The organism is Variovorax sp. WS11 (genome assembly GCF_010499245.1).
GTDB lineage: Bacteria > Pseudomonadota > Gammaproteobacteria > Burkholderiales > Burkholderiaceae_C > Variovorax.
The window spans coordinates 1,434,817-1,455,864 of sequence record NZ_JAAGOW010000001.1; the positions used below are offsets into that span (position 1 = coordinate 1,434,817).

At 69.2% G+C, this 21,048-nt stretch carries 20 protein-coding genes and 1 pseudogene; 14 read left to right on the forward strand and 7 right to left on the reverse strand.

The genetic code is table 11. From position 1 onward, the window contains the following. The 4 genes from GXN78_RS07280 to GXN78_RS07295 all read left to right on the forward strand — a co-directional run bounded on the left by GXN78_RS07280 (nucleotide 1) and on the right by GXN78_RS07295 (nucleotide 4,579). Complete coding sequence (locus GXN78_RS07280) at nucleotides 1-2,118, forward strand: sodium:solute symporter family protein (RefSeq protein ID WP_106557919.1); 2,118 nt, start codon at nucleotides 1-3, stop codon at nucleotides 2,116-2,118. A 176-nt stretch (nucleotides 2,119-2,294) separates the two neighbouring features. Next, the gene (locus GXN78_RS07285) at nucleotides 2,295-3,074 is read left to right on the forward strand and encodes an NUDIX hydrolase (RefSeq protein WP_164255380.1); all 780 of its coding nucleotides are present in this window, start codon (nucleotides 2,295-2,297) and stop codon (nucleotides 3,072-3,074) included. Between the two features lie 79 nt (nucleotides 3,075-3,153). After that, nucleotides 3,154-3,759 carry a hypothetical protein gene (locus tag GXN78_RS07290; RefSeq protein ID WP_106555784.1) on the forward strand — a complete coding sequence of 202 codons (606 nt, stop codon included), beginning with the start codon at nucleotides 3,154-3,156 and terminating at the stop codon, nucleotides 3,757-3,759. Nucleotides 3,760-4,279: 520 nt separating this feature from the next. Beyond that, nucleotides 4,280-4,579, forward strand: coding sequence for a hypothetical protein (locus GXN78_RS07295; protein ID WP_164255381.1), 300 nt, complete (start codon nucleotides 4,280-4,282; stop codon nucleotides 4,577-4,579). Between the two features lie 127 nt (nucleotides 4,580-4,706). Here GXN78_RS07295 and GXN78_RS07300 read toward each other — a convergent pair whose 3' ends face one another. From GXN78_RS07300 to GXN78_RS07310, 3 genes are read right to left on the reverse strand one after another with little or no spacing between them, the layout of a single operon-like run. Then, nucleotides 4,707-5,375, reverse strand: a complete 669-nt coding sequence (locus tag GXN78_RS07300) for a hypothetical protein (RefSeq protein WP_239142634.1) — start codon at nucleotides 5,373-5,375, stop codon at nucleotides 4,707-4,709. Between the two features lie 50 nt (nucleotides 5,376-5,425). Beyond that, entirely contained in the window at nucleotides 5,426-6,439 is a 1,014-nt protein-coding gene (locus tag GXN78_RS07305) for a response regulator transcription factor (protein WP_106555785.1), read from the reverse strand. Continuing rightward, nucleotides 6,436-10,008 carry an ATP-binding protein gene (locus tag GXN78_RS07310; RefSeq protein WP_106555786.1) on the reverse strand — a complete coding sequence of 1,191 codons (3,573 nt, stop codon included), beginning with the start codon at nucleotides 10,006-10,008 and terminating at the stop codon, nucleotides 6,436-6,438. Before GXN78_RS07310 ends, GXN78_RS07305 begins: the two co-directional genes overlap by 4 nt. 69 nt (nucleotides 10,009-10,077) lie before the next feature. Between GXN78_RS07310 and GXN78_RS07315 the strand changes: the two genes are divergently transcribed. The 4 genes from GXN78_RS07315 to ureC are packed head-to-tail and all read left to right on the forward strand — an operon-like array spanning nucleotide 10,078 to nucleotide 13,026. Then, complete coding sequence (locus GXN78_RS07315; RefSeq protein ID WP_068681614.1) at nucleotides 10,078-10,380, forward strand: urease subunit gamma; 303 nt, start codon at nucleotides 10,078-10,080, stop codon at nucleotides 10,378-10,380. A gap of 25 nt (nucleotides 10,381-10,405) precedes the next feature. Next, nucleotides 10,406-11,002: a HupE/UreJ family protein gene (locus GXN78_RS07320; protein ID WP_106555911.1), complete on the forward strand. Its 597-nt coding sequence runs from the start codon at nucleotides 10,406-10,408 to the stop codon at nucleotides 11,000-11,002. Then, nucleotides 10,999-11,304: an urease subunit beta gene (locus GXN78_RS07325; protein WP_106555787.1), complete on the forward strand. Its 306-nt coding sequence runs from the start codon at nucleotides 10,999-11,001 to the stop codon at nucleotides 11,302-11,304. Before GXN78_RS07320 ends, GXN78_RS07325 begins: the two co-directional genes overlap by 4 nt. A 3-nt stretch (nucleotides 11,305-11,307) precedes the next feature. Next, nucleotides 11,308-13,026 (forward strand): urease subunit alpha, encoded by a 1,719-nt coding sequence (gene ureC / locus GXN78_RS07330; protein ID WP_106555788.1) that lies wholly within the window; start codon nucleotides 11,308-11,310, stop codon nucleotides 13,024-13,026. Between the two features lie 10 nt (nucleotides 13,027-13,036). Here ureC and GXN78_RS07335 read toward each other — a convergent pair whose 3' ends face one another. Together GXN78_RS07335 and GXN78_RS07340 are read right to left on the reverse strand one after the other, a co-directional pair. Beyond that, nucleotides 13,037-13,423: a type II toxin-antitoxin system death-on-curing family toxin gene (locus GXN78_RS07335; protein ID WP_106555789.1), complete on the reverse strand. Its 387-nt coding sequence runs from the start codon at nucleotides 13,421-13,423 to the stop codon at nucleotides 13,037-13,039. Then, nucleotides 13,420-13,644: an AbrB/MazE/SpoVT family DNA-binding domain-containing protein gene (locus tag GXN78_RS07340; protein WP_106555790.1), complete on the reverse strand. Its 225-nt coding sequence runs from the start codon at nucleotides 13,642-13,644 to the stop codon at nucleotides 13,420-13,422. Before GXN78_RS07340 ends, GXN78_RS07335 begins: the two co-directional genes overlap by 4 nt. Before the next feature lie 78 nt (nucleotides 13,645-13,722). Between GXN78_RS07340 and ureE the strand changes: the two genes are divergently transcribed. Genes ureE through ureG form a run of 3 tightly spaced genes read left to right on the forward strand, consistent with a single transcriptional unit; the run spans nucleotide 13,723 to nucleotide 15,671 of the window. Continuing rightward, the gene (gene ureE / locus GXN78_RS07345) at nucleotides 13,723-14,316 is read left to right on the forward strand and encodes an urease accessory protein UreE (RefSeq protein ID WP_106555912.1); all 594 of its coding nucleotides are present in this window, start codon (nucleotides 13,723-13,725) and stop codon (nucleotides 14,314-14,316) included. After that, nucleotides 14,316-15,005, forward strand: coding sequence for an urease accessory UreF family protein (locus tag GXN78_RS07350; protein WP_106555791.1), 690 nt, complete (start codon nucleotides 14,316-14,318; stop codon nucleotides 15,003-15,005). The genes ureE and GXN78_RS07350 overlap by 1 nt, the downstream gene beginning before the upstream one ends. A gap of 15 nt (nucleotides 15,006-15,020) precedes the next feature. Further along, the gene (ureG, locus tag GXN78_RS07355; protein WP_106555792.1) at nucleotides 15,021-15,671 is read left to right on the forward strand and encodes an urease accessory protein UreG; all 651 of its coding nucleotides are present in this window, start codon (nucleotides 15,021-15,023) and stop codon (nucleotides 15,669-15,671) included. 36 nt (nucleotides 15,672-15,707) lie between these two features. Here the strand turns inward: ureG and GXN78_RS07360 are convergent, their stop codons facing one another. Further along, the gene (locus GXN78_RS07360; RefSeq protein WP_239142635.1) at nucleotides 15,708-16,229 is read right to left on the reverse strand and encodes a hypothetical protein; all 522 of its coding nucleotides are present in this window, start codon (nucleotides 16,227-16,229) and stop codon (nucleotides 15,708-15,710) included. A 197-nt stretch (nucleotides 16,230-16,426) separates the two neighbouring features. Between GXN78_RS07360 and GXN78_RS07365 the strand changes: the two genes are divergently transcribed. Together GXN78_RS07365 and GXN78_RS07370 are read left to right on the forward strand one after the other, a co-directional pair. Further along, complete coding sequence (locus tag GXN78_RS07365; RefSeq protein WP_106555794.1) at nucleotides 16,427-16,696, forward strand: hypothetical protein; 270 nt, start codon at nucleotides 16,427-16,429, stop codon at nucleotides 16,694-16,696. Between the two features lie 184 nt (nucleotides 16,697-16,880). Continuing rightward, complete coding sequence (locus GXN78_RS07370; protein WP_106555795.1) at nucleotides 16,881-18,686, forward strand: acyclic terpene utilization AtuA family protein; 1,806 nt, start codon at nucleotides 16,881-16,883, stop codon at nucleotides 18,684-18,686. A gap of 7 nt (nucleotides 18,687-18,693) precedes the next feature. On the opposite strand, the pseudogene ilvB reads toward GXN78_RS07370, so the two are convergent. Next, nucleotides 18,694-20,453, reverse strand: a pseudogene (gene ilvB, locus GXN78_RS07375) (biosynthetic-type acetolactate synthase large subunit). A gap of 121 nt (nucleotides 20,454-20,574) precedes the next feature. Here ilvB and GXN78_RS07380 point away from each other — a divergent pair. Further along, on the forward strand, nucleotides 20,575-21,012 hold the full coding sequence (locus tag GXN78_RS07380) for an Lrp/AsnC family transcriptional regulator (RefSeq protein ID WP_106555913.1): 438 nt from the start codon (nucleotides 20,575-20,577) through the stop codon (nucleotides 21,010-21,012). The last annotated feature ends 36 nt before the right edge of the window (nucleotides 21,013-21,048 follow it).

Sequence of the window (21,048 nt, forward strand, 5' to 3'; positions counted from 1 at the left end):
ATGGCCGACATCAGCTTCGATCACGGCGCCAGCGTCTCCGGCGCCGACAAGCGCACATTCAAGAAGCAGCTCAACAAGGTGTACGGCTGGTACACCGGCGGCTTCATCGCCTTCATCATCCTGCTGGCGATCCTCGAGCAGGCAGGCCTGCCCAGAAACTGGATCGGCTTCATCTTCCTGTTCGCCACGGTGGGGCTGTATGCCGGCATCGGCATCATGAGCCGCACCACCGACGCAGCCGAGTACTACGTCGCCGGGCGGCGCGTGCCGGCGGTCTACAACGGCATGGCCACCGGGGCGGACTGGATGAGCGCGGCCTCCTTCATCGGCATGGCCGGCACGCTCTACCTCACGGGCTTCAGCGGCCTGGCCTTCATCCTGGGCTGGACCGGCGGCTACTGCCTGGTGGCGCTGCTGCTGGCGCCCTATCTGCGCAAGTTCGGGCAGTTCACCATTCCCGACTTCCTGGGCGCGCGCTACGAGGGCAACCTGCCGCGCTTCATCGGCATCGTGGCGGCCATCCTCTGCTCCTTCACCTACGTGGTGGCGCAGATCTACGGCGTCGGCCTGATCACGACCCGGCTCTCGGGCCTGGCCTTCGAGATAGGGATCTTCGTCGGCCTGGGCGGCATCCTGGTGTGCTCCTTCCTCGGCGGCATGCGCGCGGTCACGTGGACGCAGGTCGCGCAGTACATCATCCTGATCATTGCCTACCTGGTGCCGGTGATCTGGCTGTCGGTGAAGCAGACAGGCGTGCCGGTTCCGCAGGCGGTGTACGGCTATCAGCTCGAGAAGGTGTCCAAGCGCGGCGACGAACTGCGTGCCGACCCCAAGGAGCTGGAGGTCGCCGCCATCTTCAAGGCCCGGGCGGCGGAGTTCGACGCCAAGGTCAAGGGCCTGCCCGGCTCGCTCGCCACGGAACGGTCGGCGGCCGCGAAGAAGGTGACCGACCTGCAGGCCGCCAATGCGCCGTCGACCGAAATCACGGCGGCCGAGAAGGCCATGGCCGCCGTGCCCAAGGACGAAGCCTCGGCCCGGAAGGCGTGGACTGCGGCGAAGGCTTCCAACGAGGCCCAGGCCAGGCCGCTGGCCGGCATGCCCAACCACGCGCAGATCTATGCGGGCGACCCGAACGGCGACGCCGCGGCGCGGAAGACCTTCGACGAATCGAGGCGCAACTTCCTCGCGCTGGTCTTCTGCCTGATGGTGGGCACGGCCGCGCTTCCGCACATCCTGATGCGTTACTACACCACGCCCTCGGTGCGGGAGGCGCGCGAGTCGGTGACCTGGTCGCTGTTCTTCATCTTCCTGCTGTACTTCACCGCGCCGGCACTCGCGGTGCTGGTGAAGTTCGAGGTCTTCAACGTGCTGGTGGGCACGCCCTTCAACGAGCTGCCGGCCTGGATCGCCAACTGGGCCAAGGTCGATCCGTCGCTGCTCTCGGTGTCGGACGTCAACAACGACGGCATCTTCCAGCTCAGCGAGATGAAGATCGGCGGCGACATCATCGTGCTGGCCACGCCCGAGATCGGCGGGCTGCCCTACGTGATCTCCGGCATGGTGGCGGCCGGCGGCCTGGCAGCGGCGCTGTCCACCGCGGACGGCCTGCTGCTCACGATCGCCAACGCGCTGTCGCACGACCTCTACTACAAGATGATCGACCCGAACGCGCCGACCTCGCGCCGCGTCGCGCTGTCCAAGGCGCTGCTGCTGGTGGTGGCCCTGTGCGCGGCGGCGGTGGCGGCGCAGAAGCCGGCGGACATCCTGTTCCTGGTGTCGGCGGCCTTCTCCTTCGCGGCGGCAGCCTTCTTCCCGGCGCTGGTGCTCGGCATCTTCTGGAAGCGCGCCAATCGCTGGGGCGCCTCGCTGGGGATGCTGGCCGGCCTGGGCGTGACCTTCTACTACATGGCGACGACCCAGCCGTGGATGCGCAGCGTCTTCGGGGTGACCAGCCCGATCGAGCTGTGGTGGGGCATCCAGCCGATCTCGGCGGGCCTGTTCGGCGTGCCGGTCGGCTTCGCGGTAATCATCATCGTGAGCCTGCTTACCGGCGAGCCGAAGAAGGAGACGCAGGAACTGGTGGAGCACGTGCGCTATCCGGATCTCAAGCGGGCCTGAGGTAGCACTGAACCCCCGCAACGCGCCGCTCATGGCGCGTTGCGCGCGCGCTTGCTCAAACTGAGGAGAAAGTCCCCTCATGCAGCAAGTTCCGGCGGGGGCCCCTACGCCATCCCATCCGCCCGCCGCCACCGTGCTCCTCTGCCGCGACAGCCTCGCTGGGCCCCGAAGTGCTGATGATCAACGCCGTAATGCTGTCGGACAGCGGCTCCTACGTGTTTCCCGGCGGCAAGGTCGACGCAGCTGACGCGCAGCTCGATGCGCAGGCCCACCTGGACGAGCCGCCCGAACGCCTGCACGCGCTGCTCGGCGACCCCGACATCGACCCCGCCACTGCGGCCGCGATCCACGTTGCCGCCGTGCGCGAGGTCTTCGAGGAATGCGGGCTGCTGCTCGCCGAGGGCCTCGACGGCCCAGGCGCCCTGCAGGCCGCTGCACTGGGCGCCCAGGGCCTGGCCTTCAACGACCTGCTGGGCCGCCTCGGCGTGCGCCTGGCCACCCGTGCCATGCGGCCCTGGTCGCGCTGGATCACGCCGCTGAACGCCCTGCACTCGCCGGGCAAGCGCTTCGACACGCGCTTCTTCATCGCTCGCGCGCCGGAGGGCCAGGAGCCGCGGCACGACGACCACGAGGCCGTGCTGAGCGCCTGGCTGCATCCGCGCGCCGCACTGGAGCGCTACTGGCAGGGCGAGATCGCGCTCGCGGCGCCGCAGATCATGAGCCTCGCGCACCTCGCGCGCCACGCCAGCGTCGACGCCATGATGGCCGAGGCGGAAGCCCGCGCGCCCTGCGTCGTGCGCCCGCTGACCTTCGAGATCGACGGCCACCGCGCCACCGCCTATCCCGGCGACGCGTTGCATCCCGAACGCGTCCGCGTGATGCCGGGGCCGCTGCGCCTGGTGCTGCGCGGCAAGCGGCTGGAGCCGCCCGGCGGCTTCGACGACCTGTGGCAGTGAGGAGTAGTCCACTGAATCATTGGACTGGCACCCGCTCACTACACTCCCCTGCTGCTGCATCGCTGCCCGGACACATTTCATGGAATTCCTCACCCTGGCGGCTCTGCTCCTGCTCGCCGCCTACCTGCAGAAGACCCGCGAACAGAAGAAGCGCATCGCGCTGCTGGCCGGCCACCTGGGCCGCTATCAGATCGAGACGCTGATGGAGAACCTGACCGAGGGGTACCTGCGCTGCCTCGGCGAGAACGACCCGACGCGGCGCGAGCAGATCTGGAAGCTGCTCGACACAACCGAGCAAACGCTGGTCGGCCAGTTCCAGCGCTTCACCGCCGATTTCGCGCGGGTCGGGGACGCCGAGGCACGCGTGAGCACGCTGCCGCTTGCCCTGCCCTTCGCCGACCGCCTGTTCCCGGCGCGCAGCTTCGACATGCGCCGCGCCCTCGCCATCCACGCCCGCGGCATCGCCGATGCCGCAGCCAACAGCCTGCAGCAGGCGCCCAAGAGCAAGGCCTACACCATGTCGGCCGAGCTGTTCCTCATGCAGCACACCTGCCATTGGTATTGCCGCTCCAGGGCGGTCGCCTCGGCGCGCATGCTGGCACGGCACAAGACCCCCTACGCGCAACTGGTGGATTCGGTGGCGCCGGCGACGCGGCGGGACTACCGCGCGCTGGTCAGCGGCTGACCAGGCCCGGCAAACACTTTCTAGCGCGCCTTCGTGCGGTTCTACGCAGGATCGTAGGAATCTGCGAGATGTAGCCCATTCGACCTCACTCTGCCCCGCACACAATCGCGCCAACAACACTTTAGGGCGACACGATGATTGCAAACCGCTTTCTCGGCCAGATCCTTGCGCTGCTGGGTGGCCTGCCGGCGGCTTTCAGCGGAAAGCGCAAGACGGAACGACGCGCCGCGCATCGCATGGCGTTCGCCGGCGGTCCGGCCTGCGAGCGCGACCACGCGCATGCGCCCCGGGTGACGCCGCCGCTGGTGCGTGCGGTGAAGCCGACCGCAACTGCTGCGAGCGTGGAAAAGCCCGTAGCGCGCATCGCGACGCCTGTCCCGCAGGATTCGCTGGTGCTTCCCGCCGCCCTGCCACTGCCACTGCCACTGCCACTGCCACGCAAACTCAGGCGCCGACGCCAGTGCGCCATGACGCTGCGCCGGTACGTCCTGGTTCTGAACCAGCCAGCCCCGCCCCGGTCGTGGCTCCCGATTCCCGTTCCGAACGCCCGTTGCCGCCGCCCTGCCGCTGCGAAGGTGGCGCCGGCAGCCACTCCGGCGTGCGCTCGCTCGAGGAGGTCCGGGCCGACCTGGCCCGGCTGCGGGCCAATGCCAAGGAACGCCACGCACAGCTGAAGGCCCAGCACGAGAGCGCGTTCGCGCCCACCGACTTCCTCGATTTCTCGGCGCCGGCACCCGCCGTCAGCGAGATCTCCGAAACGGCCTACGCCTCGACGGCGTTCTTCGACTTCAAGGTCCTGGAGCCGAGTCCCAGCCGCTAACTGGCCGACCCGGGCGCGAAGTTCGGTCCTCGAAGAGGGGGTTCGGAAGCTGTGGCGATAGTTATACTGCGCCGCCAAAATTTGGCAGTACAACTATCGGTCGCAGTATCTCGGCAGGGCGGCAGGTTCACCGCCCGAACTCGTGGTTCAGCCCGACCGAGAAGCTCCGCACGCCGCCCGGCCCGGTGCGCGCCGCGCTGAGGTCGATGCTGATCAGCGGCGTGATGCTGACGCGCGCCCCGACGCGCGAGGTCCAGAGGCCGAAGGCGCGGTTGCGTTCCGCGATCAGCGAGACCGTGTCGTTCAGCGCCCACTCCCCCGCCAGGCCGCCGCGGCCGGTGCGCGTGCCGCTGCCGATGGCCCAGTCGGCGCCCAGGTTGGCATGGACCATCAGGCTGCCGGTGGCGCGCCATGTCACCGGAACGACGAACTGCCCGCCGGTGCGCCCGCCGCGCCGCGGCAGCTGGGAAGAGAAGCCCATCGAGACGGCCGCGCTCCAGCGCGCCTCGGGCTCCTGGCCGAGGAAGGTCCACTTGAGCTGCGGCCCGAGCACATGGACCGCATCGCCGGGCACCGAGATGCGATCGAGGTTCAGCCCCAGCTCGACCGGCCCGACGCGGCAGGCCGGCCCGAGGTGCCACAACGTGGCGTCCTCGCTGCGCACGCGGGTGCCCCAGAGCTCGTACTGGCACTGGCCCGGATCGAGCGTCCCCGCGTCGTCCACATCGAAATGGCCGCCGGCCTGGGCGGAAACCGCGGCCAGCCAAAACAGGACTGCCAGTGCGCGTCGGATCATGGCCGCGGATTCTAGGAGCGACCCGTGTCAGTTCATCCGCGCACAGACCCTCACAACTCGAACTGCGGCTGCAGCTCGCGGATGCGCTTGATCGCCACGCCCGCTGCCGCGGTCCGCGTCTCGACGCCCAGCTTCACGTACACGCGCTCCAGGTGCTTCTTGGCCGTGGCCGGGCTGCTGCCGAGGATCTCGCCGATGTCCCGGTTGGTCTTGCCCTTGACCACCCAGTAGAGCACCTCGGCCTCGCGGGCGGTGAGCTTCAGGCTCAGGCTCATCGCCTCGATGACGGCCGAGTCGGAGACCTCGCGCATGATGATCAGCCAGTCGTCGCCGGCCTCGTCCTGGCCGGTCTGCTGGTGCAGGCGCAGGTTGAGCGTCGCGGCGCCGTGCGCGATGGCGAGCACGGGCGGCTCGATCTGGCGCTGCCGTGCATCGGGCAGGTGCCGGTGCAGCCACTCCAGCACCGCCGGCGGCGTGGCCGGCGCGCTGCTTGCGCAGTAGCGCTGCAGCAGCTCGCGCGCCAGCGCGGTCTGCCAGATCAGCCGGCCCTCGGGCATGCGCACGGTGAAGCTGGCGTAGCCAAAGGCATCGAGCGCGCTGCGCGCCTGGCCGGCCTGCTGCGCCGCCTGCCGCGCGCGGCGCGCGCCCTGCAGGTGCACGTTCATGCGCGCCAGCACTTCTTTCGGCTTGATCGGCTTGGTGACGTAGTCGACGCCGCCCGCGTCCAGTGCCGCCACCAGGTGCTCGGTCTCGGTGAGGCCGGTCATGAAGACGATAGGGATGTGGGCCGTCGCGGCATCGGCCTTGAGCCGGCGCGCGACTTCGAAGCCGTCGATGCCCGGCATCATCGCGTCGAGCAGCACGATGTCGGGCCGGGCCTGGGTGACGCGCTGCAGCGCCTGCTCGCCGCTGGTGGCGACCAGCACGGCGTAGCCGGATTCGTCCAGCGCGTCGTGCAGCACGGCGAGGTTGTCGGGCACGTCGTCGACGATCAGCACCAGGTCGCCGGTGCCGGCGTGCTCGCGCAGGCTCTGGACCAGGGGCGGCGGGGTCTCTTGGCTCATTCGAGCACTCCGCCTTCGGCCGCGGTCAACGCACGGCTCATGGCCTCGAAGTGGAACTGGCGCGCCAGCGTGCGCTGCGCGGCAGTCCAGGCCGCGCACTCGGGCTGGGCGGCGTCGATGGCGTCGAGCTCGTTCATGATGCCGCGGAAGTATCCCAGGCCCACCGCGTCACCGAGCGTGCGCAGGCGCGCGGCCTCGGGCAGCGCGCCTGCGGGCTCGGCCGGGGCCGGCTGCGCGGCGGCGGCGCTGTCGGTCCAGCGCAGGGCCAGGCGGCGCTCCAGCCAGTCGAGCAGCTCGCTGTGGCGCACCGGCTTGACGAAGAAGTCCTCGGGCGCGATGCCGACGTCGTTGTCCAGCCGCTTGTCGAAGGCGTTGGCCGAGACGATCGCGACCTGCGCCTCGGCGAGGCCGAGCGCGCGGGCGCGGCGGATGGTCTCCCAGCCGTCGATGCCGGGCATCGCGAGGTCGACGAACATCGCGTGCGGATGCCAGCCGGCCGCCACCAGGTCGAGCGCATCGTGGCCGCTGGCGGCGGTGCGCAGCTCGAAGCCCAGCGGCGCCAGCAGCTGCACGAGCAGCTCGCGGTCGGCCTCCTCGTTGTCGACCACCAGCAGGCGCCGTCGCGGGCCTTCGTAGCCGCGGCGCGGGCGCGGCGCCGGCGCCGCAGCGACGCGCCGAATGCCCGCGCCGGGGGTCTGGTGCACGCGCGGCAGGAACAGGCGCACGCGGAACAGCGAGCCGGCGCCGGGCGCGCTCTGCACCTTCATCTCGCCGCCCATCAGGTCGATCAGCATCTTCGCGATGGTCAGGCCCAGGCCCGCGCCCGGCGCCGACGGGCCCGCGCTCGCGCCGCGTGCGAAGGGCTCGAAGATGCGGCCGAGTTCCTCGGACGACATGCCCGGGCCCGTGTCCTCGACCTCGATGGCCGCGAACTCGCGCGCATAGCGCAGGCGCAGCGTGACGCGCCCGCTGGCGGTGAACTTGATCGCGTTGCCCAGCAGGTTGATGAGGATCTGCCGCACGCGCTTCTCGTCGGCCCGCACCAGCTCGGGCAGGTCGCCTTCGGGCTCGAAGCGGAAGGCCAGGCCCTTCTCGGCCGCCTGCAGCTCGAACATGTCGGCCAGCTCGGTCATGAGCTCGGCGAACTGCATGGGCCGGGCATGCAGCGTGAGCTTGCCGGCCTCGATATGGGCAATGTCCAGCGTGCCCTCGATCAGCGACAGCAGGTGCTCGCCGCCGCGCTTGATCACCGCCACCGCCTGCCGCCGGTGCGGCGGCACGGCCGCGTCCTCGCCCATGAGCTGGGCATAGCCGAGGATGCTGTTGAGCGGCGTGCGCAGCTCGTGGCTGATGGCGCTGATGTAGCGGCTCTTGGCCTGGTTGGCCTGGTCCGCCTGCTCGCGGGCCTGCTCGGCCGTCTGCTTGGCCGCCTGCAGTGCGCGGTCGGTCTGGCGGTGCAGTTCGATCTCGCGCATCAGCAAGCGCGTCTGGCGGTTCGATTCCTCCTGCGCCACCTTGCGGCTCTGGTGCGCCAGCACCAGCCACCAGGCGACGATGCCGGCGATCAGCAGCAGCGCCATGTAGGCCTTGAGGAAGCCGGAGCGCAGGGACGCGGTGGACTGCGCCATGTCGGTCAGCGCGCTCTCGGCGACGCCGCGCAGCTCCTGCTGGTAGAGCACGCCGAAGACCGCAGCCAGCAGGGGCACGACGATCAGCATCAGCAGCAGGAAGTGTCCGAGGCCGGTATCGAGATAGGGCCAGACGCGGCGCGGCAGCAGCCAGCGCAACGCCCCCGACCACTGCGCCGACAGGCTCGCCTCGGGCTTGCACAGGTCGCCGCAGCGCGCATCGAGCGTGCAGCACAGCGAGCAGATCGCGCCCTGGTAGGCGGGGCAGTGCGCCATGTCGGGGCCTTCGTAGTCGCGCTCGCAGATCACGCAGCGCTGGGTGCTCAGGCGCCGATAGCTGCCGGCTTCCGATTCGACTCGCGCCCAGCGCACCGCGCGCTGCCCGGTGGCCGGCGCGAAGGCGGCGGCGCCGCTTTCGCCCGACACCCGCGCGATGTAGTACTTGCCGCGCGTGACCCAGGCGATCAGCGGCGCCGCGGCGAAGGCCGTGCCGAGCGCGATCAGCGCCGAGAAGGCCTGCGCGGTCCGGCCGAAGGCGCCCAGGTGCGCGCTGATGGACAGCACCGAGGCCAGCGCCATCGCGCCCACGCCCACCGGGTTGATGTCCCACAGGTGCGCGCGCTTGAACTCGATGCCCGGCGGCGACAGCCCCAGCGGCTTGTTGACCACAAGGTCGGCCACCACCGCCATCATCCAGGCGATGGCGATGTTGGCGTACAGGCCCAGCACGTCGCCCAGGGCCTCGAACACGTTCATCTCCATCAGCATGAAGGCGATCAGCGCGTTGAACACCACCCACACCACCCGCCCCGGATGGCTGTGGGTGACGCGCGAGAAGAAGTTGCTCCAGGCCAGCGAGCCGGCGTAGGCGTTGGTGACGTTGATCTTGAGCTGCGAGATCACCACGAACAGCGCCGTGGCCGCCACCGCCCAGCCGTACTGCGGGAACACGTACTCGTAGGCGGCCAGGTACATCTGGTTCGGGTCCACCGCGCGCTCGGGCGGCACCATGTGGCCGATGGCGAGGTAGGCCAGCAGCGCACCACCGAGCATCTTGAGCACGCCCAGCGCCACCCAGCCCGGCCCGCCCGCCAGCACGCTGGCCCACCAGCGGCCGCGGTTGGCGGCGGTGCGGACCGGCATGAAGCGCAGGTAGTCGGCCTGCTCGCCCATCTGGGTGATCAACGCGATGCCGACGGTGAGCGCAGCACCGAAGAGGTGCAGGTCGAACCCGATCTGGCCCGGCTTGAGGCCGTTGTAGTGCACGATGCCTGCGAACGCACCAGGATCGCGCACCAGCACATAGGCAAAGGGCACCACCAGCATCAACAGCCAGATGGGCTGGGTCCAGACCTGCAGCCGGCTGATGGCCGAGATGCCGTGCGTGACCAGTGGAATGACCACCAGCGCGCAGACCAGGTAGCCCCAGGCCGGCGGAATGCCCAGCGCCAGCTCCAGCGCATAGGCCATCACAGCGGCCTCGAGCGCGAAGAAGATGAAGGTGAAGGAGGCGTAGATCAGCGAGGTCAGCGTGGAGCCGATGTAGCCGAAGCCGGCGCCGCGGGTGAGGAGGTCCATGTCCACGCCGTAGCGCGCGGCGTAGACGCTGATGGGCAGGCCGGCCAGGAAGATGATCAGCCCGGTCGCCAGAATGGCCCAGGCCGCGTTGACGAAGCCGTACTGCACCAGCAGCGTGGCGCCCACCGCCTCGAGGATCAGGAAGGAGGCCGCGCCGCCGAAGGCCGTGCTGGCCACGCGCCATTCCGACATGCGGCGAAAGCGCTGCGGGGTGAAGCGCAGCGCGTAGTCCTCGAGCGTCTCGCGCGCCACCCAGCTGTTGTAGTCGCGCCGGACCTTGACGATGCGCTGCGGCGCTTCGTCGCTGGCGAGCGGAGGAACGGCGGTCGGGTCCACATCGCCCAGGTGCAGGTTCCGTGCCATCGGCACGACTGTTGCAATGCCCCGGGGCTGCCCATAATGGCCGCCCAACAAAGCGATACGACCCCGCCCATGGAACTGACACCGCGCGAAAAAGACAAGCTCCTGATCTTCACCGCCGCCCTGCTGGCAGAGCGGCGCCGCGCACGCGGGCTCAAGCTCAACTATCCGGAGGCGGTGGCGCTGATCTCGGCCGCCGTGATGGAAGGCGCGCGCGACGGCAAGACCGTGGCCGCGCTGATGAGCGAGGGCCGCAGCATCCTGTCGCGCGCCGACGTGATGGAGGGGGTGGCCGAGATGATTCCGGACATCCAGGTCGAGGCCACGTTCCCGGACGGCACCAAGCTCGTCACGGTCCACCAGCCCATCGTCTGAACAACAAGCCACACACACCATGACCATGCGCCTTCTTCGCCAAGCCCCCCTGCTCCTGATCGCCGCGCTGCCAATGGCCGCGGCCGCCCACACCGGCGCCGATGCCGGCCTGCACCACGGCCTGGCCGCCGGCCTTTTGCATCCGTTGACCGGGCCGGATCACCTCGCCGCGATGGTCGCGGTGGGCCTGTGGAGCGCGCTCACCGCGCGCCGCGCCTGGCCCGATCTGCTGTGGGCGCCGCTGGGCTTTGCGCTGATGCTGCTGGCCGGCGCCCTGCTGGGCCTGGCGGGCGTGCAGTTGCCGGCGGTGGAGCCCATGATCGCGGCCTCGCTGCTGGTGCTGGGGCTTTTGGTCTTCACGCAGCGGCGGCTGCCGGCGCTGGCCGCGGCGGCGCTGGTCGGCGTGTTCGCGGTGTTCCATGGCGTCGCGCACGGGCAGGAACTGGCCGGCGAATCGGGCGCCGCGCTGACGCTGGCCGGCATGCTGGCCGCGACGGTGCTGCTGCATGCCGCCGGCATCGCGATCGGCTGGGCACTGCGCCACGGCCATCGCTGGATGCCGCGCGTCGCCGGCGCGGCCGTCGCGATCTTCGGCGTCGCCCTGCTCGGCGGCCTCGCATGATCCCCGGCGAACTGATCACCGACGAGGGCGATCACACCCTCAACCCCGGTCGCCGCACGCTGACGCTGGTCGTGCGCAACGCGGCCGACCGGCCGATCCAGGTCGGCTCGCACTACCACTTCGCCGAGACCAACGGCGCGCTGGACTTCGACCGCGAGGCCGCGCGCGGCATGCGCCTGAACATCGCCTCGGGCACCGCGGTGCGCTTCGAGCCGGGGCAGCAGCGCACGGTCGAACTGGTGGACTTCGCCGGCGACCGGGTGGTCTACGGCTTTCGCGGACTGGTTCAAGGAAAGCTCTAGGACATGGCAACCATTGGCCGGCGTGCCTACGCCGAAATCTTCGGCCCCACCGTCGGCGACCGCGTGCGCCTGGCCGACACCGACCTGGTGATCGAGGTCGAGGAGGACTACACCCTGCGCGCCGGCGGCTACGGCGAGGAGGTCAAGTTCGGCGGCGGCAAGACCATCCGCGACGGCATGGCGCAATCGCAGCGCACACGCGCCGAGGGCGTCGTCGACACGGTCATGACCAACGCGCTGATCCTCGACCACTGGGGCATCGTCAAGGCCGACATCGGCCTGAAGGGCGGGCGCATCGTGGCGATCGGCAAGGCCGGCAATCCGGACGTGCAGCCGGGCGTGGACATCGTCATCGGGCCGGGCACCGAGGTCATCAGCTGCGAGGGCAACATCGTCACCGCGGGCGGCATCGACAGCCACATCCACTTCATCTGCCCGCAGCAGATCGAGGAGGCGCTGGCCTCCGGCATCACCACCATGCTGGGCGGCGGCACCGGCCCGGCCACCGGCACCTTCGCGACCACCGCGACGCCGGGCCCCTGGCACATCGAGCGCATGCTGCAGGCGGCCGACGCCTTTCCGATGAACCTCGGCTTCCTCGGCAAGGGCAATGCGAGCCTGCCGGCCGCGCTCAACGAGCAGATCGAGGCCGGCGTGATGGGCCTCAAGCTGCACGAGGACTGGGGCACCACGCCGGCCGCGATCAGCAACTGCCTGGACGTGGCCGACGCCACTGACACGCAGGTGGCGATCCACAGCGACACGCTGAACGAGTCGGGCTTTGTCGAGAACACCATCGCCGCGGTGAAGGGCCGCGGGATCTGCGCCTTCCATACCGAAGGCGCGGGCGGTGGCCATGCACCGGACATCCTGCGCGTGGTGGGCGAGGCGAACTTCCTGCCCTCCTCCACCAACCCGACGATGCCCTACACCGTCAACACGCTCGACGAGCATGTCGACATGCTGATGGTGTGCCACCACTTGGACGCCGGTATCCCCGAGGACCTGGCCTTCGCCGAGAGCCGCATCCGCAAGGAGACCATCGCGGCCGAGGACATCCTGCACGACCTGGGCGCGATCAGCATGTTCAGCTCCGACAGCCAGGCCATGGGCCGGGTGGGCGAGGTGATCCTGCGCTGCTGGCAGACCGCACACAAGATGAAGGCCCAGCGCGGCAAGCTGCCCGAGGACGGCGGCCGCAACGACAACGCACGCGCCAGGCGCTACGTGGCCAAGTACACGATCAACCCCGCCATCTCGCACGGCATCTCGCACGAGGTGGGCAGCGTCGAGGTCGGCAAGTGGGCCGACCTGGTGGTGTGGAAGCCGGCCTTCTTCGGCGTCAAGCCCTTCACCATCCTCAAGGGCGGCACGATTGCCATGGCCGCGATGGGCGACCCCAACGCATCGATCCCGACGCCGCAGCCGGTGCACTACCGGCCGATGTTCGGGGCCTTCGGCGGTTCGCTGGCGAAGAGCTCGCTGACCTTCGTCTCGCAAGCCGGCCTGGCCGCGAACATCGGACAGCGCTACGGACTGGCCAAGACCCTGAGCGCGGTGAAGAACATCCGCGGCGTGCGCAAGCAGGATATGGTGCACAACGGCTACACGCCGAAGATGGAGATCGATGCGCAGACCTATGCGGTGCGGGCGGATGGGCAGTTGCTCACCTGCGATCCGGCGGTGGTGTTGCCGATGGCGCAGCGGTATTTTCTGTTCTGAGCTGGCCGGCTCAGCGTTCCTTCAGATGGTCCCTAACCCAGGCAGCAAACCCTTGCTCGTCGATCGCACTTGCCGCGACTTCGAACATCACAAGGGTCGCTTCAGCCTGGGCGACATTCAATCGCCATCCATTGAGCGCAAGGAACAAGCCGACGGCAAGGAGAGCTGCGCGCTTGTTGCCGTCGACGAAAGGGTGATTCTTGGCAATCCCGATTCCGTAGGCTGCTGCCAACTCGGCAAGATCGGGTTCACCATAGGCAACGAGATGGCGTGGTCGAGCCAATGCGGACTGAAGCAGTCCCTCGTCGCGCAAGCCCGATGCGCCGCCGTGCTCGGCGAGGCTCTCACCGTGCAACAAGATGAGCGAATGCTGGTCGACCCAGCGCCATACGCTCACTTGGCGAGTTGGTGGAAGGTATCGCGAAACTCGCGCATGAACTCGCGTCCCAGCTTCAACTGCTCTTCCATGTCCGGGTCATAGGGAGTGAGCATCACACCGTTAGCCGCTTCCGTCAGGAACAACGTGTCCCCCTTTTCAACCTTCAAGCGGGCCAGGACCTCTTTGGGCAAGATAACGCCCACGGAATTGCCGATCTGCGTCAATTTAAGTGCCGACATACGAGCCCCACTGAAGTTATAACAGTTGTTATGTTATCGGCGAACAACTGTTATCTCAAGCCATTTTCCATTTTGTTCATGCTCACAGCCAACAAACTCATGCCCCAGGGCGGCGGCCTCGCGCCGGTGCTGCTCAAGCGCGCCGCCACCGTCGAACTCGACTGGGACGTGCGTCAGAAAAGCCGCTTCGACGCCACCGATTCCCAAGGCCGCCAGCTGGGCGTGTTCCTGCCGCGCGGCACGCTGGTGCGCGGCGGCGACGTGCTGGTGGCGGAAGACGGCTCGCTCGTCAAGGTGATCGCGGCGAAGCAGCCGGTGCTGGTCATCACGCATTGCAGCGAGCACGGCACGCCCTTCGACCTGATGCGTGCGGCCTACCACCTGGGCAACCGGCATGTACCGATCGAGCTCAAGCCCGACCACCTGAAGATCGAGCCTGACCATGTGCTGGCCGGCATGCTGCGATCGATGCACCTGATCGTGCGCGAGGCGGAGGAAGCCTTCGAGCCCGAAGGCGGCGCCTACGGCACGCAAGGCCATTCGCACGGCGCCGCGCCGGTCGGGCCGGTGCTGCATCCGGATGCCTATGCCGCGCCACACTCGCACGACGACGGCCATGAGCACCACGCCCATTCGCACGACCACGCGCATGGCCACGGCCACTCGCACTGATGGCTGACGCGCCGGGTGCCCTGCCCGCGGCCAGCCTGCTGCAGTTGATCTGGCTGGCCTCGCCGGCCTTGCCGGTCGGCGGCTTCTCCTACTCGGAGGGCCTGGAGGCCGCCATCGAATGGGCCGGCATCGGCAACGAGGAAGGCGCCTGCGAATGGCTGGCCGGCCAACTGCACCTGAGCCTTGCACGCAGCGACCTGGCCATCGTTGCGCAGGCCATCCCCGCCTGGCGCAGCAGCGAGCTCGCGCGCCTCCGCGAGCTCAACGACTGGGTGTTCCAGACCCGCGAATCGGCCGAGTTCCGGCTGCAGACCGAGCAAATGGGCCGCTCCTTCGTCGAATGGCTCAAGCTGCGGCACGCCGATGCCGCCGCCATCTTCGACACCCTGCCCGCGAGCTACCCGATCGCCTTTGCCTTCGCCGCCAGCCGCACCGAGGCACCCGTGCGCGACGCCTGCCTGGCCTTCGCCTTCGGCTGGGCGGAGAACATGGCAGCCGCCGCGGTCAAGGCCGTGCCGCTGGGCCAGAGCGCGGGCCAGCGCATCCTCGGCCGCCTGGCCGCCGAAATCCCCCCGGCAGTGGACCGGGCCCTTGCGCTGGCGGATGATGAGCGCCAGGCTTTTTCTCCCATGCTCGCCGTGCTGTCGGCGCGCCACGAAACCCAGTACTCGCGCCTTTTCAGAAGCTGATCCGAACCGACCATCATGAGCTCCGCCCTGCACCACATCCCCCACCGCACCAAGAGACTGCCGCCCCTGCGCGTGGGCATCGGCGGGCCGGTCGGCTCCGGCAAGACCACGCTGCTGGAGATGCTCTGCAAGGCGATGCGCGACAAGTACGACCTGATCGCCATCACCAACGACATCTACACCAAGGAAGACCAGCGCCTGCTGACGGTGGCCGGCGCGCTGCCGGCCGAGCGCATCATGGGCGTGGAGACCGGCGGCTGCCCGCACACCGCAATCCGCGAGGATGCCTCGATCAACCTCGAGGCCATCGACCGCATGCTGGCCGAGTTTCCCGATGCGGACGTGGTCTTCGTCGAGAGCGGCGGCGACAACCTGGCCGCCACCTTCAGCCCCGAGCTCAGCGACCTCACGATCTACGTGATCGACGTCGCGGCCGGCGAGAAGATCCCGCGCAAGGGCGGCCCCGGCATCACCAAGAGCGACCTGTTCGTGATCAACAAGACCGACCTCGCGCCCTACGTGGGTGCCGACCTGGGCGTGATGGAGGCCGACACGAAGCGCATGCGCAAGCAGCGGCCCTTCGTGATGACCAACCTCAAGACCAGGGAGGGGCTGGCCGATGTCGTCGCCTTCATCGAGGAGCGCGGCATGCTGGCGGAACACTGAGGCCGCAGAACGCTTCAGAAGCTGTTCGCAGCTTCTTCAGAGCTCGCTCGCGTCCTTGAGCTGCCGCGCCTTGTAGACCAGGCGCACGCTGGCGCCGCGCGCGTTGTTGACATGCTGGGCATAGACGTCGACCTCGCCCTGCACCCACGCCGCATAGGCGCTGCCCGGGTCGCTGGAGGCCAGCTCCGGACCGAACTGCCCGCGGCCCCAGGCCACCAGCTCGGCAAAGGCCGCCGCCCCGAGGTCGGGCGCCGCCTGCGCGGCCGCCACCCATTCCACCCGCCGCAACTGCCCGCCGGCCAGGTAGTAGACCGGCTCGAAAAGCAGGCCGGCGACGGATGCCGGCGCCCCGCGCCAAAGGCCCGAGAGGCCGCCGGAGAGGCGCTGCGGCCGTTGCACGCGCTCCAGCCCGGGCAGCGCTGCCTGCAGGTCCTCGGCCGCCATGCCCAGGCGTACGCCGGGCGGCAGCTCCTGGGCCTGCGCGGCACCGGCAGCAGGGCCGAGGAGAGCGGCAAGAAGAAGCAGGCGGATCGATCGGTGAACGGAGAGGCAGCGCATGAGGGAGGACGGGAAGCAAAGCCCGGTCTGACCCGCAGCCCTGCCGGAAGTTCGGCGCCTCGGAGGGTTTGCTCCGCTTGTCTTCAAAGGCCTGGGAATGTGAAATACGTCACACCCTGTAAGGCATATACGCCTTCAGGCCTATTTTTTGCTCAACCAAGAAATCCGATACTGCCCATACGAATACCAAAGTTCCTATGGCCTCCGAAGCAATCTTCCTTCCCGCAGCCGGCAGCGTCCAGTTCGCCATCTACCCCGACGGGTATGACGGGGCCCGCATCATCGCCAGGATCGACGAAGAAGCGCTGCACGCCCGCTTCCACGCACCCGACGGCGAAACGGAGCTGGTGCGCACCTACGACCGGAACGCCGATTCCATCGACGCGCTGGCCACGGCCCGCTACCGCGAGAACCCGCGGGTGGAAATCTGCCTGCGAAGCACGGACTTCCAGCCGAGCGGCTACTAGCCCGGGCTTCGCAAGCAACGCGCGTGGCACCGGAGGTGCGCCGCGAGGAATCGCGCTTCATCAATAGCGGCATCGGCACAGAAGCAACCCGCCCACCCCAACGCAGCGAGTTGGCGCAAGCCAGGTGCGCAGCCTCTCGCTAAGCTGCCCAGCTGGGCCACCCGCTCCAGCCGAGTACTGCTTCATGCCTCCCATCACGCCAAGCGCTTCGCAGAAAACCGTCCGCATCGGCGGCGCCTCGGGCTTCTGGGGCGACAGCATGGTGGCCGCGCCCCAACTGGTGCGCCAAGGCCGGCTCGACTACCTGGTGTTCGACTACCTCGCCGAGACGACCATGGCGATCCTGGCCGCTGCGCGCGCGAAAAAGCCGGAGCTGGGCTATGCGACCGACTTCGTCGAGATCGCGATGAAGTCTGTGCTCGCCGAAGTCAAGCGCCAGGGGATCAGGGTGGTCAGCGATGCGGGCGGCATCAACCCGCAGGGCTGCGCCGCCGCGCTGCGCGCGCTGGCCGAGAGCGAGGGCATCGCCCTGCGCATCGCGGTGGTCGACGGCGACGACGTCGCCGCGCAGATGCCGGTGCTGCGCGAGCGCGGCGTGTGCGACATGACCACGGGCGAGGCGCTGCCGGCGCGGGTGCTGGGTGCCAACGCCTACGTCGGCGCACAGCCCATCGCCGCCGCGCTGGCCGCAGGCGCCGACGTCGTGATCACCGGGCGATGCGTGGACAGCGCCGTCACGCTGGGGCCGCTGATGCATGAATTCGGGTGGGGAGCCGCGGACTACGACCTGCTGGCCTCCGGCAGCCTGGCCGGCCACATCATCGAGTGCGGCTGCCAGGCCACCGGCGGCCTGCATACCGACTGGGAGGAGATTCCCGACTGGGCGAACATGGGCTACCCGATCGTGGAGTGCCACGCAGACGGCAGCTTCATCGTGACCAAGCCCGAGGGCACGGGCGGCCGCGTGATCCGCGCGGCGGTGGCCGAGCAGCTGCTCTACGAGATCGGCGACCCCGGCGCCTACCGGCTGCCCGACGTGTGCTGCGACTTCCGCGAGGTCGCGATCGAGCAGCGCGGCGAAGACCGCGTGGGGGTCAGCGCCGCCAAGGGCCGTGCGCCGGGTGCGCACTACAAGGTCTCGGCCACGCAGCTCGATGGCTTCCGCTGCGCCGGCAGCCTGGTGATCGTCGGCATCGATGCGGGGAAGAAGGCGCAGCGCACGGCCGAGGCGATCCTCGAGCGCACCGGCCGCATCCTGCGCGAGAGCGGTGCGCCGCCCTTCACCGCGACCCATGTCGAGGTGATCGGCGCCGAGTCGCTCTATGGCCCGCATGCGCGCACGCAGGCGTCGCGCGAGGTGATGATGCGGGTGGTCGCCGACCATCCTCAGAAAGCGGCCCTCGAGATGTTTGCGCGCGAGATCGCGCCCGCGGGCACCTCCTGGGCGCCGGGCACCACCGGGCCGGGCGGCGGGCGGCCTTCGGTGTCGCCGTTGGTCAAGCCCTTTGCCTTCCTGCTGGACAAGGCGGCGGTGCAGGCCGGCTTCGTGCTCGACGGCGAGCGCCATGCGGTGCCCGTTGCGGCGCCGCCCGACGACACCGCGACACCGCCGATCGCCGCGCCTGCGCCCTTCGCCGACGAGGGCGAGCCCACGCAGCCCGTGCGCCTCGTCCAGCTGGCCTGGGCGCGCAGCGGCGACAAGGGCGACCTCTCGAACATCGGCCTGGTCGCGCGCCGGCCCGAGTGGCTGCCGCTGCTGTGGGCGCGGGTGACACCGGAGGCCGTGCAGGCCTGGTTTGCGCACCTGGTGCGCGGCCGGGTGGAGCGCTTCCATCTGCCGGGCATCGCCGCGATGAACCTCCTTATGCACGAGGCCCTCGATGGTGGCGGGCCGTCCTCGATGCGCATGGACCCGCTCGGCAAGGGCATGGCGCAGATGCTGCTGGACATGGAGATCGAAGTGCCGAGCTCGATCGCGCAAACGCTCTGAACCGGCCTCAGACCTCCTCGTACCAGCAGTCCTTGGCCAGCATCACGCGGTGGTGGCCCTGGCCCGCGGGGATCATGGGGAAGCAGTTTTCCTGCGCCACCACCTGCACGTCGAGGAAGAAGGCGCCGCTGCTGGCCAGGCATTCGGCCAGCGCATCGGGCAGTTCAGCCGGATCGGCGACGCGTCGCGCGCCCCAGCCGAAGGCCCTCGCCAGCGCGACGAAGTCGGGCAGCGCCTCGTTCCAGCTGTGGCTCAGCCGGTTGCCGTGGTTGAGCTCCTGCCACTGGCGCACCATGCCCATGTAGCCGTTGTTGCAGAGCACCAGCTTCACCGGCGCGCGGTGCTGCACGGCGGTGGAGAGCTCCTGGATGTTCATCAGCACCGAGGCATCGCCGCTCACGCAGACGGTGAGCGCCCCGGGGTGCGCGATCTGCGCGCCGATCGCGGCCGGCAGGCCGTAGCCCATGGTGCCGGCGCCGCCCGAAGTCAGCCAGCGGCGCGGGCGCTCGAAGCGCAGGTGCTGCGCAGCCCACATCTGGTGCTGGCCCACGTCGGTGGAGACGATCGCGTCACGACCCGCCAGCGCCTGCTGCAGCGAGGCCATCAGCTGTTGCGGCAGGATCGCATCGGCGCGCGGCGCGAAGTCCAGGCAGCGCCGAGCGCGCCAGCCTTCGATGCGCTTCCACCAAGGCGCCAGGCGCTCCGGCGCCAGGCCATCGAGCGCCGGCATGCGCAGCAGCGACTCCAGCACCGCCTCGCAATCGCCGACCATCGGCACGTCGACCTTGACCACCTTGTTGATGTTCGCCGGGTCGATGTCGATATGGATCTTGCGCGCCTGCGGGCAGAACTCGGCCAGCTTGCCGGTCACGCGGTCGTCGAAGCGGGCGCCGACGCAGAGCACCAGGTCGGCCTCGTGCATGGCCAGGTTGGCCTGCAGCGTGCCGTGCATCCCCAGCATGCCGAGAAAGCGCGGGTCGGAGGCCGGGAAGGCGCCCAGGCCCATCAGCGTCAGGGTGCAGGGTGCGTCGAGCCGGCGCACCAGTGCCGAGAAAGCCTCGCAGGCGGCCGGCCCGGCGTTGACCAGGCCGCCACCGCCGTAGAGCACCGGCCGGCGCGCGGTGGACAGCAGGTCGGCCGCGCGCTCCAGGCTGGCCTGCGGCAGTCGGGCATCGGCGCCGCTGCGGTAGCGGCGCGCCGTCACGGGCACGACCGCCTCATTCCCGAGCAGCGCCTGCTGCACATCCTTGGGCACGTCGAGCAGCACCGGCCCCGGCCGGCCGCCGGCAGCGATCTCCAGCGCCAAGCGAACCCGGGACGGGATCTCCTCAGCCGTACGCAGTTGGTGGTTCCACTTGGTCACCGGCCGCGACATGCCCAGCGCATCGCTCTCCTGGAAGGCATCGGTGCCGATCACCGCGGTCGCGACCTGGCCACTGATGCACAGCAGCGGAACCGAATCGCTGATCGCATCGAGCAGCCCCGTGATCGTGTTGCCCACGCCGGGCCCCGAGGTCACCAGCACCACGCCCACCCGCCCGGTGCTGCGCGCATAGCCCTCGGCCGCATGGACGGCCGCCTGCTCGTGCCGCACCAGCACATGGCGCAGGCGCGGCTCGCCGAAGAGCGCGTCGTAGAGCGGCAGCGCGAGGCGCCGCCGGGGTAGCCGAAGATCGTGTCGACGCCGCATTCGACGAGCGTCTGGAGCAGGGCCTGGGCACCGTTGCGCAAGCCGAGCAGCGCGGGCGTGGGAGCGAGGGTTTGCATGCGTCGATTCTTCCGACATTGATGCAGAATGTGCTTCGTTTTTTGGACGAATCCAGCAGTTTCCTTGAAGACCAATCGCAAAAATCCGCCAGGCACCGAAGAATTTTTCGACAAGATCGACATGGCGATCCTGCGCGTGCTGCTGCACGACTCGCGCAAGACGCTCCAGGAGATCGGTGCCGAGGTCGGCCTGGCGGCCACCACTTGCTGGAGCCGCATCAAGAAGCTGGAGGCCAGCGGCGTCATCAAGCGCTACACGGTGGACGTCGACGCGGCCCGGCTGGGCTACCAGGATTCGGTGATCGTGCAGCTCACGCTGGAGAGCCACAGCGACGAGACGCTGTACGAATTCGGCCGCGCGCTGGCCAGCATCCCGGAGATCCAGGAGGCGTATCTGGTTTCAGGCGACTACGACTACTACATCCGCATCGCGGTGCGCGACACGCGCGACTACGAGCGGCTCCTGCGCGAGAAGCTCTACAAGATTCCCGGCATTCGCCACAGCCAGTCGCACTTCGTGCTGCGCGTGCTCAAGGAAGCCAGCGTGCCGCTGATCTGAAACCAGGGCGCGCTGCGCGGGCAAAGTCGAAGGAGG